This is a genomic window from Treponema zioleckii, from assembly GCF_014737315.1.
GTDB classification, from domain to species: Bacteria; Spirochaetota; Spirochaetia; order Treponematales; family Treponemataceae; genus Treponema_D; species Treponema_D zioleckii.
Map to the genome: position 1 here is coordinate 36,293 of NZ_JPUF01000004.1, position 17,962 is coordinate 54,254.

Here is a 17,962-nt window from a genome sequence, read left to right on the forward strand (position 1 = left end):
TCTTCGATGAGTGATATTAAAATTCTTGATTTAGAACAATTAAAGGCACTCATCGAAATTAATAGTCGAATAAATTCTAATTATTCGGACATTAATGCATTGCTGGTTTACATTCTTGAATCAGCAATGCGTTTGGTTCATTGCGAATCCTCTTCGTTGCTTTTGACGAACAAGGAAGACGAAAGCCTTAGGTTTGTAGTTGCGCTTGGTCCAAAAGGTGCTGAAGCGAAAAATGTTCTTGTTGAAAAAAACAGTATTGCAGGCTGGGTTGCAGAAAATAATAGTCCGCTTATCTTAAATAACGTTTCTTCTGATCCTCGTTTCTTTAGGTTTGTTCAGGATAAAACAGGGTACGTTACTCGAACTATGATAGCAATTCCGATGTGTGTAAAAGGTACGTGCGTCGGTGTTATTGAGCTTATCAACAAAATAAATTCAAAACCATTTGATAATGAGGATTTGCGAATCCTTGAATTGCTCTCAAATCAAGCTGGAATTGCTTATATGAATGCGAATTCATATCGTTCGGCGCAAGATAAGATTTCGGTGCTTTCTTCCCAAATTGCAAATGGTTCCGAATATCATTCTTTTGTGGCAAAAAGTCCAGTTGTGCTTGATTTACTTCATATAATTGATGAAGTTTCAAAAACTAACACGACGATTTTGATTACAGGTGAGAGTGGTGTTGGAAAAGAATTGTTTGCCGAACAGATTCATTTAAAAAGTCCGAGAGCAGATAAACCTTTTATACGTGTTAATTGTGCTGCACTTTCACCATCATTGCTTGAGAGTGAGCTTTTTGGTCATGTAAAAGGTGCTTTTACCGATGCTGTTACTGACAGAATTGGTAGATTTGAAAGTGCGGATGGTGGAACTCTTTTTCTTGATGAGATTGGTGAACTTCCGCTCGATTTGCAGTCAAAATTGTTGCGAGTTCTTCAAGAACATAGATTCGAGCGAGTTGGCTCTAGCGTGACAGTTTCGACTGATGTAAGAATTGTTGCGGCGACAAATCGTGACCTTGAAAAAATGGTAAGTGAGGGAACTTTTAGAAGTGACCTTTACTATAGGTTAAATGTCGTTCCGATTAACATTCCGCCTTTGAGGGAACGCAAAGAAGATATTGAGCCGTTGGCATCTTTCTTCCTTCAAAAATTCAGTATTGAGACAAAAAAGAATTTTAGGTATTTTTCAGAGCCAGCTTGGAAACTTTTATTTGATTATTACTGGCCTGGGAATATCCGTGAACTTGAGAATTCAATAGAACGGGCTTGTGTTCTTGGAACGCCGCCTTTTATTCAGGTTGATAATTTACGAATAAATTATGACTGTCAGGATAAAAAAGATGATTTTGAAACTTTGACCGAAGAAGTTGTTACGGAATCTGGAGACAGAACGTTAAAAACAGCCGTAAACAATTTTAAGGCGGCTTATGTGCGAAAAATCCTGAACGAGACTGGATGGAATCAAACAAAGGCCGGAAAAATTTTGGGAATACAGCGAACTTATGTATCTCGTTTGCTAAACGAGTTGCATATACGCTAAAATATAAAGACTACGAATTTATTGGTTTAATAGGAGTTAAAAATGGCTGATAAAATGGAAAAAGAATCAATTGCTTCGTCAATTAATTCTGCTTTGGAAAAGTCTAGAACTGCGGTGACTGCACTTATTGTAATTTTGGTGCTCGCGGTTGTTGGTTTTGTTGTTGGAATTACAGTTCGCGACAAAATTGTTGCAGGCGGAATTGAGAAACTTGATACTATTTCATATATTTATTCAAAAGATGGCGATTCTTTGTCTGATGAGGATGTTGCTGCAAGACAGGCTGCTGCAATCGAACAGTTGACTCCGCTTGTAGAAAAATCTGGAATTGTCGGCGCGCGTGCAAATATGCTTCTCGCTGAGATTTATTTTGAGAAAGCTGATTACACAGCTTCAAGAGATGCATGGCTCAAGGCTGCTCATGTTGGTAATGGCTACAATGTTCCTTATAGCACTTATCAGGCAGCTGTATGCAGTGAGAATCTTAATGATGTTGACTCTGCTTTAAAATATTACCAATCTGCTGCTGATGATGCGGAATTCTTCCTGAAAGATCATGCTTTGTTCAATGTTGGTCGCCTTAACGAAGAAAAAGCTGATTTTGAGGCTGCAAAAGTTGCTTATGAAAAACTTAATGCTATCAATCCTGAAACTCAGTGGGCTAATCTTGCAAAAACACGTTTGATTGCCTTGAAGATTGACGGAAAAATTCAGTAGTTCCGTGGCATAATTTTTTGTTCTAAAAAAAGCTATTTGTAATTTTTCAATTGACTATTTATTTATATTGATATGAAAAGCACGTGCAGAATACAGAAAAATAAATTTTTATCGATTTTGTTTTCTATTTTCGCATGTGCTTTTTTTTATTCATGTGGTTTGGATTCTGTAATTACGGTGAATGAGCCGTATGTCACTTATAACAGTCCTCTTTATTCAAGTGAAGATTATTTGACTTGGTATTTTGATTTTCGGACGCAGGAAAATCAGGATATTGAGTCGCCGAATTCATTTGTTGGAACGGAAATCTATTATAAAATTTACAATAATTATTCAAATTTGCTGAGCCAGAGAAATGCGATTTTGAGCGTTAACAGTGCTAGTAATGGAACTTCTGCCGCAACGAAGATGATTGATACGTATTCGTACCAGCCTTTGGGAACGAAGCCTGTTCAGTCAACGTCGGTTTTTATTCCTAATGACGGTTCGAACAGGCGGGTTGTTATTCGTTTGAAAACATATACGGGGCAGGAAAATTATTCTGGCGACAATAAGGAGCAGTTTGTTTCTTGTGTAAAAATTGAAAATGTGGAGCAGCCTTATATTCCGTATAGAAATGGTAACTCAAAGTCGTTCGATTTTTTTGACGATGATGACAGCGATTCTTCCAGCTCTGTTGATGTGGAGCCAGAAGACGGTGATGCTGATTTTTATTATTCGTCATCGGCGAGTGAGAGCGATACATATTATGTGCAGATGTTTGCTGTATCGGTTGCGTTTTCCACAGATTCGCTTGCGAACACTTACAGCCTTGTTTTGGATTTGGGGTCTGTTCCGATTCGTAAGGGCGAATAATTTTTTTGTTTTGAAAAAAATACTAAAAAATTAAAAAAAATATATATTTTTCTATTGATTAATTTTTTTGAGCGTGCTATATTAGTTATCACCAACGAGATTGTAGCTCAGCTGGATTAGAGCATCTGCCTTCTAAGCAGAGGGTCGCTGGTTCGAGCCCAGTCAGTCTCAGGTTAAGCCGAAGATTTATTCTTCGGCTTTTTGTTTTTGGGTGTGTTTTTTTACCCGCCTGTAATGTTTATAGACTGCATGTTTTGTTTGAAAGTGAATTTTTGAGGTGGTGTGCTACCAAGCAGAAATGAAAAGAGCCGCCCTGTATGAAACTCGGTAGAGTTTCTGGAGCAGCCCTGTTTTTGTGTGTGCCGTTTTATTTCATCTTCTATCGGCTGATTTTTAGGTGATTCCAGAAGTTGTGATCTTCCTGACCGACTCGCCAAAATCCTATGCGGTTGATGTTGATTTCTTTGTACATTTGGCATTTTATTTTTAGCGAGAGCATGTCATCGAACCAGCCTGTGAGGGTGACGGTTTTTTCGAACTGGTAGTATGGCACTCCGAATTCGTCACGCTGCATTTGTGCGCTTTTTTCGTTTCGGATTCGTTCCATGCCTTCGTGGTACCATGCGCGTCCGCCCTCCCTGTCGTTTGTCCAGATTCTGCCGTAGAATGAGATTCCCATTATGAGTTTGTTTTCTGGAATTACGGTTTTTGCGTACTCTGCGATTCGCTTGCACCAATCGGTTGAGCCGATTGCGCCTGGCGCGCTCGTTGACCAGTGCTCGTCGTAGGCCATTATGAGGATTTTGTCCACGATTTTTGCGAGGTCGGCGTAATCGTACTGGTCGTTCTGCAAAGTTTTTGTGCGTGCGGGAATTGCTACCGTGAGCGGTTTGTTTCCGAGCTTACGTTTTAGAATCTTTAAGAATTCCAAAAAATTTTCTTTGTCGCGTTTTTTTACTAGTTCCCAGTCAACTTGCAGGCCGTCGTAAGTTTTTGCGGCTTCTACAAGCTGATTTATAATCCGGTTTCTTAGCGGCAGACTTGGGTCGAGGAGCAGGTGAGTCTGGCTTGATGAGTCGCAGCTTGTTACGAGGTGAACTCGTCCCGTGTAGTTTTTGAAGAATTTGTTTCGCGGAGGGACAGGTCCCTGTTCGCTCCAAATGTTCACTGCATCGACGAAATAACCTACGTCTGTAATAGGGTATTTGACGGAAAATTCGTGTTCGCGGCCGTTCATAACGTAGCCCCAGACTTCGCGGAATGGGATTTTTTCGTCGGTGAGCTGGAATTTTTCTTTGAGCTCAGCTTCCTTGAGTTGTATCGGGTTTTCTTCTGGCAAATTGCTTTGCCCCGCAAGCTGTTCGCTTTCGCTATTTTGAGATTGCTGTGCTTCCGGTGCCTGATTCTGCACTTCTGCCACGTTTTTTGCGGACTGGCACGAGAATGCCAGAGCAATCAACGTTGCGAGTGCTACTGGAAGCGTTTTTTTTGTTTTTTTCAAAATTTTCTCCTTTTTTTAGTTCGAATTAAGAGGCAGAAGCTAAAACGCATGAAAAAAATATTAGACCTGTTCGGAAACCTATGTTTCCTCCATGTCTATGCGAGTTTTTTCAGGCTAAAGCCTTGCAAAAACTCAGTTTTATTTGGAAGCTGTTCGAAAAGCTGAAGTTTTCGAACACCTCTATTTTGCTAAAAAGTTATTTTGCAGCGTTTTCTTTTATTATCGGGGAGAAAAACCCGGAACTATCGGCGGAGTGAACTTTTTTCTCATATTTGAGAGAAAATCCACTGCGGTGCTCGCGTCAACTTCTTTTGACGGTTCGTGATATTCGACCAGATTCTTTGGGATTTCATCCAAAAAACGGCTCGGCTCGCTTTCTACGTTTGACTGCAAGTGTCTTCGCGTTCTGCATGATGAAATTAGGAGCTTGTCGCGCGCACGGGTTATGGCGACGTAAAAAAGTCGCCTCTCTTCTTCTACTGCGGCATCCCCGCCTTCGTCAACTGCGCGCCCGTGCGGGATAAGGCCTTCTTCGGCACCCGCGATGAACACGACCGGAAATTCGAGACCTTTTGACGCGTGGATTGTCATTAGGTTCACTTTGCCCTTGTCGTTTTCGTCGTCCATGTCGTCGCGGCTAAGGAGCGTGATGCGGTTCAGGTATGCAAAAAGTCCTGGGTCGGAGTTGTCGGGATTTGTTTCCCACGTTTCCATTGAATTTATGAGGGAGTCGATGTTCAGAAGCTTGAATCTTGCGGCTTTTTCGGATTTTGGATTTTCTGAAATCAGGTAGTCCGGGTAGCGGATTTCTTCCACCATTGTTCGCACTTTTTTGGCGAGGCCCCTTCCGCTCAGCATGGATTTGTTGTTTTCGATGAGAGTGATGAATTCTCGGAGCGTGTCTTTTGTGCTGTCCGAAAAATCGTCCTGTTCCTTTACGACCAAGTTTGAAAGCGTAAAAAGTTCATCTTCCTGTTCGTCCGGAATTTCGATGAGTGACTGCATTGCGTCCCAAAGCGAGCAGGAATTTGCCCTTGCGAGGATGTTTAGCTTTTCGATTGTGGTGCGACCGATTCCTCGGCGTGGCGTGTTGATTATGCGCAGGAGGTTTACGTCATCGTCGTGGTTTGCGATTACGCGGAGGTAGGAGATTATGTCTTTGATTTCTTTTCGCTGGAAGAATGATGTTCCGCCGCTCATCGTGTACGGAATGTTTTCTTCGAGAAAGGCTTCTTCGATTGCCCGTGACTGGGTGTTTGCTCGCATGAGAACGCAGAAATCGTCGTATTTTCGTCTGTCCGTAACGCAGATTGACTGAATCGATTCGACGATAAAATCTGCTTCGGCAGCTTCGTTTTCCGGCATGTAGATTTCGATTGGCTTTCCTTCTCCGTTGCCGCTCCAGAGTTCCTTGTCCTTGCGGTTCGTGTTGTTTTTGATGACTCCGTTTGCCGCCGCAAGAATTGTTCCGGTTGAGCGGTAGTTTTGCTCAAGACGGATTTCTTTTACGTTCTTAAAGTCTTTTTCAAAATTGATGATGTTTTCGTAGTCTGCTCCACGCCACGAGTAGATTGACTGGTCATCGTCGCCAACGACAGCGATGTTGTCTTCCGCCAGAAGGCGCATGAATTCGTATTGCTGGTGGCTCGTGTCCTGAAATTCATCGACCATTATATATTTGTAGCGGTCACGGTATTTTTTTAGGATTTCCGGGTGTTCCTTAAAAAGTTTTATTGGCAGCGTGATTAGGTCGTCGAAGTCCACGGCGTTGTAGAGTTTCAAGCCTTCCTGGTAGCCTTCGTAAAGCTGCTTGTACATGCTATTCTCGGCATTCCAGGTTTTGCGTCCTGTTTTTATGTCGCTTATAAGAATTCCGATTTTGTACATGTCCATTGATTCCGGGGAGTAGTGAAGTTCACGTCCGGTTTCTTTGATGAGCGCGTTGCGGTCGGTTTCGTCGTAAATCGAGAAGTTTTCGCGCCAGCCGAGCTGAGTTATGTCCTGACGGAGGATTTTTACTCCGAATGCGTGGAATGTTGATACCGTGAGGTTCTGTAATTTTTTGCCTGTAAGTTCTTTTATTCGCTCTTCCATTTCGCGAGCGGCTTTGTTCGTGAATGTGAGCGCAAGAATCGCGCTTTGCGGCACGCCCGCGTCGAGCATGTGGGCAATTCTGAATGTGATTACGCGGGTTTTTCCGCTTCCTGCGCCCGCAATAATCAAAATGGCGCCGTTGATTGTCATTACGGCTTCATATTGTTCCGGGTTCAGTTCGTTTTTCAAATCTGATAAATCTGTCATGCAATGCAGTTTATAGAATAAAGCGTAGTTTTCCTAGTATAGCAAATTTATTTGCCAGTGATAAAAATTGTCTGCCCGTGGTAAAAAAAGGAAACTCTGCAGGTTCACTCGTAACCTTCAAATCCACCTGTGCTCTGGTGGTGCGCTTAATTAAAAAAGGTACTTGTGTTTTGTGTGATTCCGACGTATTTTTAAACATATACTACATGAGGAGAAATAATATGTTACCAGTCGTTTCTGCGTTTCTTACGGTTCACAATTTTCCAGTTGAGATGAGCATTGCGAACGCAGTTAATTCAATTCTTTATGATATGAGGCTTGGTCTTAAAGACAGCGGAAAAAAATCAAGCGAAGCTATGTGCCGTACATGGGTTCTTCCACCAAAAGAGTTGCCTAAAAATCAGAGCGTACTTGTTATGGATGCAGGTGGAACAAACTTCCGTTCATGTCTCGTTAATTTTGATGCAGAAGGAAAAGTTTCTGTTTCTGATTTTAAGAAGACTAAAATGCCAGGAATTGAACGAGAACTTTCAAAAGAAGAATTTTTTAATCAGATTGCTGACAATATTGATTATTTAAAGAACAAGGCTGACCGAATCGGATTCTGTTTTAGCTACGTTATGGAAATTACCAAGGACGGAGACGGAATTCCTAAAGCTTTTGCAAAGGAAGTTAAGGCTAAGGAAGTTGTTGGAGTTCCTGTTGGAAAGAGTCTTGTGGAAGTTCTTGAAAAGCGTGGCTGGAACAAGATTAAGCGCGTTACTCTCCTGAACGACACTGCTGCGGCTCTTCTTGCTGGGGCTGCAATCAGCGGAAGTGGAGTTAAGTATTCAAGCTACATCGGTTTTATTCTCGGAACGGGAATGAACGCCGCTTACATTCAGCCGAAAGATTCTTTTGTTGATTCTGATTTTAATGAGCAGATTATCGTTTGTGAGTCTGGAATGTGCGACAAAGTTGTTCATTCTGATTTTGACATTGCATTGGACAAAAAAACGGCTTTGCCTGGCGACCATTTGCTTGAAAAGGGCTGTTCAGGACTTTATCTCGGCAAGCTCGGTTTTGAGATGTTAAATTTTGCTGCTGACAACGGACTTTTCTCTGAGGAAACTGCAAGCAAAATCCGGGAGATAAAAGAGCTTACTTTAATCGAAATGGATTCATTCCTTTATAATCCTTACAAGCCAGGTCTGATTTCTGATTTGACTTCTGATGAGAATGAAAAGCAGATTATTTATGAGCTTTTTGACGTTGCCGTTGACCGCTGCGCTCGTAATGCCGCTTCAATAATTTCTGCCTGCGCGATTCAGAGTGATGCAGGAAAGAATCCTTTGCACCCGATTTCGGTTTTGTGCAACGGAACGACTTTCTACAAAACTCACAAACTCCGTGCGCGGGTTGAAAAATATCTTGAATCTTATCTTTTTGATGAGAAAGGCATTAGCTACGAAATTGTTTCTGCTGATGATGATATTACGATTGGAACTGCCGTTGCCGGCTTGATTTAATATTCAATCTTTTTTCCGTCGGGGAACTTTGATTCCCCGGCGTTTTTTTTATCCGTTGTTTTCTGAATAATATCGCTCCAAATCTTTTAGGCACGCGATAAAAATTTCTTTTAAATCCGGGTCAAACTGTTTTCCCATGCCGTCAATCATAATCTGGTACGCTTTTTCAAAACTCATAGGTTCTTTGTAGCATCTTTTGCTTACAAGTGCGTCGTAAACGTCTGCAACGGACATGATTCTTGCCTCAATCGGAATTCCTTCGCCGATTTTTCCTCCGGCCGTGCCTTCCGGGTAGCCGAGTCCGTCCCACCGTTCATGGTGATAGCGGGCAATGTTGAATGCTGTGTTCACGAAAACTTCTTCTTCCACGTCCCGCAGTACGAGATTGACGATTTCGCCGCTGTGCTCCGCGTGGGTTTTCATCGTCTTGTATTCGTCGTTGGTGAGTTTTCCGGGCTTGCATAAAATTTTGGTGTCAATAAAAATCTTTCCCAAGTCGTGCATTGGAGCCGCCCGGATTATATCCTCTCCTTTTTTTGCAGAGATTTTTGCGAATTTTGGGTTTCCGTTTCCTGCGCGGTTCCGGCGGATTATTTCATCCACGAGGATTTTCATAACTTCGCTGGTGCGTTTTACGTGACCGCCGGTGTTTCCGTCCCGTGAGCCAATCATATCGCCGAGACTTGAAACAATTCTTTGCTGAATTTCTTTTATGTGGACTGTCTGTTCAGCAACTTCGTCGCTCAGTTCTGTCGTGAACCGTTCAAGCATCATTTTGTATTCTTCATGCTCGCGTACTTCTGAATCAACGTCCTGTGCTCCGCAAATTACTTCTGCAGGCTCGTTCCTGTGATTCCTTTTGCAGACGATAAGACATGCTCGATACCATCTTCCGCTATTTTGACCGTGCAAATCGCGTGATTTAAAATCCGCGCTAAAATTGTCAGTGTCTTTCAGTCTTTCTTTAAGCGTGTCGAGATTAAAAAAATCTCTTACTTCGCGCATGTTCTCTGGAATAAAAAATGCTTCCGGGATTTCTGAAAGAGCCTTTCGGATGCTTGTGTGTTTGAGAAAATATTCATGGAGAAGGTCGGTCGTGCGAATTTCCTGAAAACTGTCATTTTCAAGATTGGCTTTGTAAAGAATCGTGTAGATTCCTGAGACCGCCTTGATTACGCTGTTCGATTCTCGCTTTAAGTTTGAGAATGTTAAGACGAACGTGATTCTGATAATCAGAAGCATGAGCCAGACGATGAACGATGCGAGGATGACTTTTGGCTTTGTTCCCTGAAAATATCCTCGCGTCAGTTTGTAGTACATCGTGCAGTCAAAGCCGAGTTCCAGCCCTTTTTTGTGATAAAAAAATGAATCCGATTATCGTTCTTCCGGCTTCTTCGTCAAATGCCTTTATTGGAAATTCTCCAGAGATTTCGGACGGATTGTAAATTATATAGTCACCTGGCGTTAATGGAATGTAAAGGTCTTCCGCCACGTAAAAATGTTCGAGCTTAATCGCTCCGTCATTATAATTTCGTAAATCCAGTTCCTGAACGATTTCTTTTCCTTTTTGTTTTGACTTTTGGTGAATTTCGACAGTTCCGCACCAAGAATTGTTTATGTAACATTCTTTTCGAATGTTGATTCGGAGTTTCCATTCCGTGATTGGAGCGTCGCTAAAATTTTTTACCGCGCAATCATAAGTGGAGCCTGTAAAAGTGATGATTCCGTCCCTGAATTCTATATCCCGCTTGTCCCATGAATCTGCAATGCCTGCCCTTGGATAGAGCGAAACCGTACATTCTGTGTTTTCTCGTTCAGAAACGACCCGATTTTTTTCGTTAAATTTGCGTGTTTCAAAAATATGGACAGAAAAATTCACAATTCCGATAATCAGAAAAATACCAAAAATGGCAAAAATTATTAAATTGTATTTTTTATCTTTTTCCATAAAGTTTTCTCCAAAAGTTGCCTAAATATTTTACTACAGAAAATAAAAAATTTAAAAGTATTTTAGGAAAATGAATCGAAAACTTACGAATTAATTCATGATTCCTAATTTCCTCCGTCTCTGTACTATTTAAACTATTGTTATTATAATTTTTAGCCTATGAAAAAGTTTTTCCTTTGTATGATTCTTGCTGGACTTGCTGCTTTTAGTGTTTTTTGTAAATCAAAATTTTCTGTTATAAAAACTGAGTATTTCGACGTAATTTATCCTCCTGAATGTGAGATTTCTGCAAAAAAAATTGCCAGCGTGTGCGACGGTTATTATCTTGAAATTACTTCGCTTCTTTCTGAGGAACCTTATCAGCGCTTTCCTGTAACGCTTATAAAAGACGTTGAGCAGTTTAACGCGCATTTTAATCCGCTTTCTTACAACCACATCGTTATGTACGACACTTTTACCCCGGAAGGCTTGGACGTATTCGGAAAAACGATTGAGTCTGTCTTTTACCATGAGCTGACTCATGCCGTTACTCTAAACATAAAAAGTCGTAAAAACAGATTTTTATCGTGGTTTGCGGATGTTGTAAATCCTGCATATTTTTCGCTTACGATGTTCTGGCTCGAAGGCGCGACAGTTTCGTTTGAAAGCCGTAAAGGTGAGGGGCGACTCAATGACCCGTTTTTTATGCAAGATGCCTACGAATCTCTAAAAGAAGGCAAATTTCCTTCTTGGCGTGACGTTACTGGCGGTCGGGACACGTTCCCTGGTGGTTCCGACGCGTATCTTTTTGGCGGAATGTTTTCAAAATATCTTCAAGACAAATACGGAATGGAAAAGTTCGCCGAATTCTGGCATCTTGCAGGCACAGAATGTCCGCTTTCATTTGTTGCGGGGCTTTTTAAAAAAACGTACGGACTTCCACTGACGGATGCCTGGCTTGATTTTAAGGCAGCTCTCGAAGAAAAACTTTCAAAATCAACATCGGCTCCGCTTTTGGAAAAAACTCTTCTTTCGGATAAAAATGCAGTCGTAAGAACTTTTGACGTTCACACGAGTTTTAGGCTGGGGGATGAGACAAAAATAATCTGGTACGATTCAAAATCCGCTGCGATTTACATGAAGTCTGGCAAAAAGACAAAAAAACTGCTTTCGATTACCGGAGTTTCAAGCATAAAATTTTCAGATGACGGAGAATATATCGCAGTTTCTCGTTACGTTCTTCGGAACTCAACAAAAGCCGAAATCGGGATTTTTGACATCGCTAACTCAAAGTACCACAATTTGGGAATGAGCGCGAAGCGTGACGCCAGCGTTGTGCGCTCGTTAAACGGATTTGACGTTTATGCTGTTGAAGTAAATTCAAACCCGATTCAGCTTTTGCATTTTAGGTATGACGAAAAATTCCACAGGCTCGAAGATGCCGAACCGATAACGCTTGGCGCGGACGAAGTGCCTTATTCAGTCTTGTCGTTTACTTATGACGGAAAAATTCAGCACGCCGCAATCATAAAAACTGGTCTCAATTGGAAAATCCGGCTTTTTGATGATTCAAAAAAAATCGCGGAATATGATTTTGGAAAGAAAATCATTCACAATCTGCACATGAACTTTGCCGACGCTTATAAGATAATTTTTTCGTTTGCGTGGGCGGACATGGGGCCATTTCAGTCTGGCGAATCCGAAAATCAGATTTTTTCGAGAATCGGGCTTTTTTCTGTAAAAACTGATGATTTTAGTGCTGAGTTCCTGGCGCAGCAAATCGACTCGTTTGAGAATCTTGGCGGAATTACGGATGTTTGCTTTGATATGGAAAATTATTCGCCGATTTGTGTTTCTGCCGAATATGAATCGAATCCGCTTTGCACGGTAAAAATTGATTCTGCACTTATGCGCGCCTCAAAAGAATTTGGTCCCGTAACCTTTGAGGCTTCCGGGCCTTCACAGGAATTTGGCAATGCTTCGGCGGATTCTAAAGACTCTCTTTTAGCCCAAAAAGATTTTTCCGAAAAACCGTTCAACGTTCTTCCTTACTACCTAAAAGGAATCAGAATCCCATTTGGCTTGGTTTCTCGCACGGATTTGTCTTTTGCAACACTTTCTACTGCATTGCTTGGGGCCTCGTACATCGGCACGGACACACTTGGTGACCATCTTGTAGGCCTTTCGGCTGGCTTTGACCCGTTTTCTAACTCTTTGGGCTTTTGGGGGCGTTTTTCGGGCGGAGGCTCGGCTTTTACAGGCGGAAGCAATTCTCTCTCGTATAATTTGGCTGGCAACGTGCTTTTTGACGGTTCTTCGTTCTTGCAGACGAGCGACAGTTTTTCGATGAGCTATGTTTTGTGGCGGGGGCTTGTAAGTTCCGTTTCGCTCAGTTTGGAAGAATATTTCTTTTACGGCGAGGAAGACGAGGAATACGAAGTTGACAGCGACTCTGTTAAGGCTGGAATTATGAAAGGCTCAGAATACACGATGGGCGGAACTCATTCCAAAACCGATTTTGTGTTGAGTTTTTCTAATATTCATAAATCTTCTCCAAAAAACTTTCAGTACGCAGGATTTTCGTTCAGTCTGTTCTTGTCTTCTGAATACAAAAATGTGCACTATGATTTTTCTGATGACAAAAAAATCGAGTCCGAGAAAAACTACTTGAATGCGGGAGCGAGTTTGCTCGTGCGGATTCCGGGCATTTCTCAAATCGGGCTTTTTCCGCTTAGCTTAAAGGCAACGCTCTTTCCGTCATCAGATTACTTTGCCTCATTCTCTGCCGGCGTTGTGTTGTGGTCGTGGGAAATTCAAAAAGGCGTTCCTGCAGCATCAATATTTTTGAATCGATTTACGCTTCAGGCATCTTACACTGGAAATTTTGACTACTATTCGAATGGAAAAAAAGACTTTTTTGCTGTAAAAAAGAGCTTGGACATTGCGAAAGATCTTTCAAAAGATGATTATTCCGATTCCCTTGCCCTCGGAGCCTTTTTTACGTTTGGCCCGAATGCGTCCGTTGCCACAGGTTCTTTAAGCTGGAATCTTGGCGGAAAAATCGAGTTCTGTCCAAATCCAAAAGATGATAAAAGATTGAAAGGTGGTTTGCTTTTTGGATTAAATTATTAGTTTTTCTTAATTTAAGCTAACATTTTTGGAAGATTCCACCGACAATAAAGGGTAATAGAAATTTTTCTTGAAATTTAATAAAATAGTTATTCATATAGGGGAATGTTATGGCTAGAGGTAAAGGCGGACTTGGAAAGTCAATCGCATTGTTTATTCTTATATTGATTTTAATATTCGGCGGTCTTTTGTGGTTCGACTACCTTGGTGTAATAAAGGCTAAGAGGCTTTTTGCCCCTGTTTATAAACTTTTTGGTCTTGAACCTCAGACTTCTATAACAGCCACAAGTTCAAAACCTTATACTGCTGACCTTGAAGACGACAGGCTTGCAAAACGTCTTGAAGCACTTGACATTCGGACTGAAGAACTTGACAAGCGTGAGACTGACATTGCCACTGTTGAAGACCAGAACGAGGCGATTGCAAAAGAACTTGACGAGCGCAAAAAGTCACAGGATGAACGCGAGAAGACTTTTGAAAATCAGGTCAAACGCTATGACGACAGAGATAAGAATATAGAAAAGATTTCGTCTTATTTGTCTAGTATGCCTCCAAAAACTGCGGTAGACCAGCTTGTTGCCATGGACGATCAGGACGTAATCGACATTCTTAGAAAGACTGACGAGATTGCCGAGGCGACACGAACCGTTTCAATGACTTCAACCTGGCTTATGTATATGCCGGCTGAGCGGGCTGCAATCATAAACCAAAAAATGTCTAACAAGCCTGCAAGCCTTGACTAAAATGATTTTTTGACGACTGAGATTTCTTAAAGATTTCTCAGTTTTTTTTTGCCTTTTAAAACTTCGCTCACTTCCTGCAGAAGTTGGGAATTTATCTCTAAATAAGTTGTTCTAGTTCTCCGATATAAATATAGTAGCATTTTAAAACGTTAAATAATTCGGGGGCGCACCGTGAATTCCATTCAACAAACATACACTGAGCAGATTTTGCCGCAGATGCAGACTCAGGATATTTCAAAGAACTACAAGAGTGGTGATTTGTCTTTTGCAGATGCACTTCGTGTTGCTCAATCTGAATCCTCAAACAAAAATATTGAAAATTCTTCTGATAAGGTTTGTCAGAAAAACGAAAACAATAATTCTGATTCAGTTGCAAAAAACGCTTCAGAAAATAATGTTGCCGAAAAATCTGGCGAGCAGACTGAAAAAGTCGCTGAGCAGTCTAAAAAGCCAGCAGATTCTGATAAAGTCTCAAAAAAAGATACTGATTCTAAAAGCAAAAAATTGGATGACGAAAAGAAGAATTCTCTTAAAAAAGACTTGTCAGCCGATGAAATTGAATTGTCTCTTTCTGTAATTGAAAAAGCAAACGTTGATGCAAAAATCGTGAATGCCAACAATTTTGAAAATGTTGATTCTGAAAATTTAATGATTCTTGCTGATGGCGAGGCTCTTAATGATGATTTTGAGCTTACTCCAGAAAAACTTTCGTTTCTTATGCAAGTTGACCGCGGAGATTCAGACGATTCTGAACTTGATGAAAAACTTGCTTCGCTCATTAAAAATCTCAAAGACATCAATGATTTGAATAACAATGCGCTTTCGCCAGAAGAAAATTTAAAGAACGCGCAGGATCTTTCTGTTGAAGCCCCGGAGAAATTTCTTGAGATTTCCGAAAACGCAATCGGTGCGAACTTTATTCAGAATGATTTGGAAGCAAAACTTGCCGGCGGAACGGAGAAAAATCTAAAAGCCGGCGCAAATACTGAAAAGGTTGAGAAAAAATCTTCTGCAAAACTTGCAGTGCATGATTTGAGGCTCAACAAACTTTCTGAGTCTGGTCTTTCGCAGGATAAGGTCGTTCAGAAGACAGCTTCTAAAAATGAATTAAAACTCGCCGTTCAGGAAAACGCAGATTCTAACATTCAGATGACGATGGAACTTGCGGGACGGGCAGAACAGAATATTACGTCTTCTTCAAGCCAGGCGGCTGCCGCCAATGGTTCTACATTCCAGCAGATGCTTTCGAATGCCGTTCAGGCTAACGCGCCGGAGTTCGTAAAGGCCGGAAATATCATCTTGAAGGACAACAATCAAGGTTCCATCAATTTGGTTCTTCGACCAGAAAGTCTCGGAAACGTAAAAATCAGTCTTTCGCTTTCGGACAAAGTTATTTCTGGCCAGATTACAGTGGCTTCTCGCGAGGCTTACGAGGCATTCCGCGAGAGCATCGATTCGATTAAGCAGGCATTTGCACAGAATGGCTTTGATACAGGCAATTTTGACTTGAATTTTTCAAGCCAGCAGAATTTTGCGCAGGGCGACGGAAGTCAGAATCAGGAGAATCAAAAGTTTGCTCATGCGCTTAATGCGGACCGTTCTTACGGCGAACTTGTTGCTTCTGCCGACAGCGGAGAAAGTGCGCAGAGTTCAGCTTTGTCTGAGTATTCAGTGAATATTGTTGCTTAAATCTTAAGTAACTAAAGAAAACTGCCGATTTATATTGTATACCGTTCAAATGAGAGGTTGAAAAAGTTATGGAAATCAATACACAGCTAACAGCTAATGAAAAACTACAGATTGACAATGCAGTAAATACATTCAATAAATCAATCACCGTGAATGGTCGTCAGCCAAGCCACGAACTTGGAAAGGATGATTTCTTGAAGATTTTGATTACGCAGATGTCTAATCAGGATCCGACAAATCCGCTTGAGAATACAGAATTCATTGCCCAGATGGCACAGTTCTCTTCTCTTGAGCAGATGACTAACATGGCTCAGAGCTTTGAAAAACTTTCCACACTTATCAATTCAACAGAAGCTCAGAGCACGCTCGGCAAGACTGTTGAAGTTGACCTCGGTGACACAACAGGAATGGGCGTTGTTCAGGCTGTAACCCGCGGTGCAAATCCTCAGGTTCAGGTTAACGGTATGTTGTACGATATGAATAAAGTTCGTGCTGTGTATGATGCACAGTAAAATAAATATTTAAGGTAGCATAAAATAAGAGGGTAGCGATATGATGAGATCACTTTATTCTGGTGTTTCAGGTTTGCAGAACCACCAGACACGTATGGATGTAATTGGAAACAACATTTCTAACGTGAACACAACAGGTTTTAAACGTGGACGTGTAAATTTCCAGGACATGATAAGCCAGCAGCTTTCTGGATCTGCAAAACCAACAGAAGAAAAGGGTGGTGTAAACCCTAAAGAAGTTGGTCTTGGTATGACAGTGGCAGCAATTGACACTGTATTCACACAGGGAAACCTCCAGTCAACTGGTATTTCTACTGATGTTGCGATTCAGGGTAACGGATTCTTCATCGAGAAAAACGGTGAGAATAGCTTCTACACACGTGCAGGTGCCTTTGGCGTTGATAAAAATGGTACTCTCGTAAATCCTGCAAACGGTTACAAAGTTCAGGGATGGATGGCTCGTGAGCTTAACGGCGAGATGGTTATTCAGTCTGCCGCAACTCCAACAGACATTACAATCCCGATTGGTTCTAAAGACCCAGCAAAAGCTACACAGAACGTAAACTTTGCCTGCAACTTGAACAAAAATACTCCTGAGATTCAGGAAGGTGCTAACGAGGCAGAAATCGCAAAGGGAACTTGGAATACAGAATTCAAGATTTATGACTCTTTCGGAAACTCACACTTGCTCAATGTAAACTTTACACGAGTTCCTGGTGAGCCAAACCAGTGGAGAGGTGCAGTTCAGATTGACCCTGACAATGCAGAGTTTACACAGACAAGAGTTGGAATTGGAACTACTGACGTAGGTGAGAACAGCGAATTCATCGTTCAGTTTGACAACACTGGAACTTTGCAGTCTGTTACAATTCCTGGAGTAAACCAGACTTCTAATCCAGAAGGCGAGATTGTTCTTCAGGCTTCATATAGAGTTCCTGATTCAAGAGACGGAGAGAACGGTGAGCCATATCGCCAGACTTTCAACATCAGCCTTGGTACAATCGGAAGCCAGATTAACACTGTAACTCAGAGTGCTTCTCAGAGTTCAACAAAGGCTTTCTATCAGGACGGATATACAATGGGTTATCTTGAGAGATTCCAGATTGACTCAACTGGTACAATCACAGGAATTTACTCAAACGGAACAAACCGAACAATCGCTCAGCTCGCTTTGGCTACATTTACGAACCAGGGTGGTCTTGAAAAATCTGGTGATACAAACTTCAAAGAGAGCATCAACTCTGGTATTGCAAATATTGGTGTGAGCGGTGTTGCCGGAAAAGGTAGCCTTCTTGCAGGTGCTTTGGAGATGTCAAACGTTGACCTTACAGAGCAGTTTACGGACATGATTGTAACTCAGCGTGGATTCCAATCTAACGCTAAGACAATTCAGACTGCCGATACATTGCTTGAAACTGTATTGTCACTCAAACGATAGTGATTGATGGAGATGCCTGAAATATCTGCGGCTTCTTTTGAAGCCGCAGGCGGCAGAAAACTGAAAAATTACAGATGACTGAATGAAAGAGTTGCCT

The 17,962-nt window shown here is 41.6% G+C and carries 13 protein-coding genes and 1 tRNA gene; 10 read left to right on the forward strand and 4 right to left on the reverse strand.

Annotation, left to right across the window (positions count from 1 at the left end):
• Positions 1-6: 6 nt before the first annotated feature.
• The 4 genes from JI65_RS02195 (at position 7) to JI65_RS02210 (ending at position 3,288) form a co-directional block, all read left to right on the forward strand.
• Positions 7-1,545 carry a sigma-54-dependent Fis family transcriptional regulator gene (locus JI65_RS02195; RefSeq protein WP_191013741.1) on the forward strand — a complete coding sequence of 513 codons (1,539 nt, stop codon included), beginning with the start codon at positions 7-9 and terminating at the stop codon, positions 1,543-1,545.
• Between the two features lie 42 nt (positions 1,546-1,587).
• Positions 1,588-2,262, forward strand: coding sequence for a tetratricopeptide repeat protein (locus JI65_RS02200; protein ID WP_191013742.1), 675 nt, complete (start codon positions 1,588-1,590; stop codon positions 2,260-2,262).
• Positions 2,263-2,421: 159 nt separating this feature from the next.
• Positions 2,422-3,117 (forward strand): hypothetical protein, encoded by a 696-nt coding sequence (locus JI65_RS02205; RefSeq protein WP_191013743.1) that lies wholly within the window; start codon positions 2,422-2,424, stop codon positions 3,115-3,117.
• A 96-nt stretch (positions 3,118-3,213) separates the two neighbouring features.
• Positions 3,214-3,288 (forward strand) — tRNA-Arg (locus tag JI65_RS02210).
• A gap of 208 nt (positions 3,289-3,496) precedes the next feature.
• On the opposite strand, the gene JI65_RS02215 is transcribed toward JI65_RS02210, so the two are convergent.
• Entirely contained in the window at positions 3,497-4,618 is a 1,122-nt protein-coding gene (locus JI65_RS02215) for a glycosyl hydrolase family 18 protein (protein ID WP_191013744.1), read from the reverse strand.
• Between the two features lie 219 nt (positions 4,619-4,837).
• Positions 4,838-6,919: an ATP-dependent helicase gene (locus tag JI65_RS02220; protein WP_191013745.1), complete on the reverse strand. Its 2,082-nt coding sequence runs from the start codon at positions 6,917-6,919 to the stop codon at positions 4,838-4,840.
• A gap of 221 nt (positions 6,920-7,140) precedes the next feature.
• On the opposite strand from JI65_RS02220, the gene JI65_RS02225 reads away from it, so the two are divergent.
• Positions 7,141-8,427 (forward strand): hexokinase family protein, encoded by a 1,287-nt coding sequence (locus tag JI65_RS02225; RefSeq protein ID WP_191013746.1) that lies wholly within the window; start codon positions 7,141-7,143, stop codon positions 8,425-8,427.
• A gap of 48 nt (positions 8,428-8,475) precedes the next feature.
• On the opposite strand, the gene JI65_RS02230 is transcribed toward JI65_RS02225, so the two are convergent.
• The gene (locus JI65_RS02230) at positions 8,476-9,747 is read right to left on the reverse strand and encodes an HD-GYP domain-containing protein (protein ID WP_191013747.1); all 1,272 of its coding nucleotides are present in this window, start codon (positions 9,745-9,747) and stop codon (positions 8,476-8,478) included.
• A gap of 7 nt (positions 9,748-9,754) precedes the next feature.
• Positions 9,755-10,375: a hypothetical protein gene (locus tag JI65_RS02235; protein WP_191013748.1), complete on the reverse strand. Its 621-nt coding sequence runs from the start codon at positions 10,373-10,375 to the stop codon at positions 9,755-9,757.
• Between the two features lie 159 nt (positions 10,376-10,534).
• Here JI65_RS02235 and JI65_RS02240 point away from each other — a divergent pair, with 159 nt between their 5' ends.
• The 5 genes from JI65_RS02240 to flgE all read left to right on the forward strand — a co-directional run bounded on the left by JI65_RS02240 (position 10,535) and on the right by flgE (position 17,865).
• Complete coding sequence (locus JI65_RS02240; protein WP_191013749.1) at positions 10,535-13,486, forward strand: hypothetical protein; 2,952 nt, start codon at positions 10,535-10,537, stop codon at positions 13,484-13,486.
• Positions 13,487-13,593: 107 nt separating this feature from the next.
• Complete coding sequence (locus JI65_RS02245) at positions 13,594-14,226, forward strand: periplasmic-type flagellar collar protein FlbB (RefSeq protein ID WP_191013750.1); 633 nt, start codon at positions 13,594-13,596, stop codon at positions 14,224-14,226.
• Positions 14,227-14,397: 171 nt separating this feature from the next.
• On the forward strand, positions 14,398-15,915 hold the full coding sequence (locus JI65_RS02250; protein WP_191013751.1) for a flagellar hook-length control protein FliK: 1,518 nt from the start codon (positions 14,398-14,400) through the stop codon (positions 15,913-15,915).
• A 68-nt stretch (positions 15,916-15,983) separates the two neighbouring features.
• Positions 15,984-16,427, forward strand: coding sequence for a flagellar hook assembly protein FlgD (gene flgD / locus JI65_RS02255; RefSeq protein ID WP_191013752.1), 444 nt, complete (start codon positions 15,984-15,986; stop codon positions 16,425-16,427).
• Between the two features lie 40 nt (positions 16,428-16,467).
• Positions 16,468-17,865: a flagellar hook protein FlgE gene (flgE, locus tag JI65_RS02260; protein WP_191013753.1), complete on the forward strand. Its 1,398-nt coding sequence runs from the start codon at positions 16,468-16,470 to the stop codon at positions 17,863-17,865.
• The last annotated feature ends 97 nt before the right edge of the window (positions 17,866-17,962 follow it).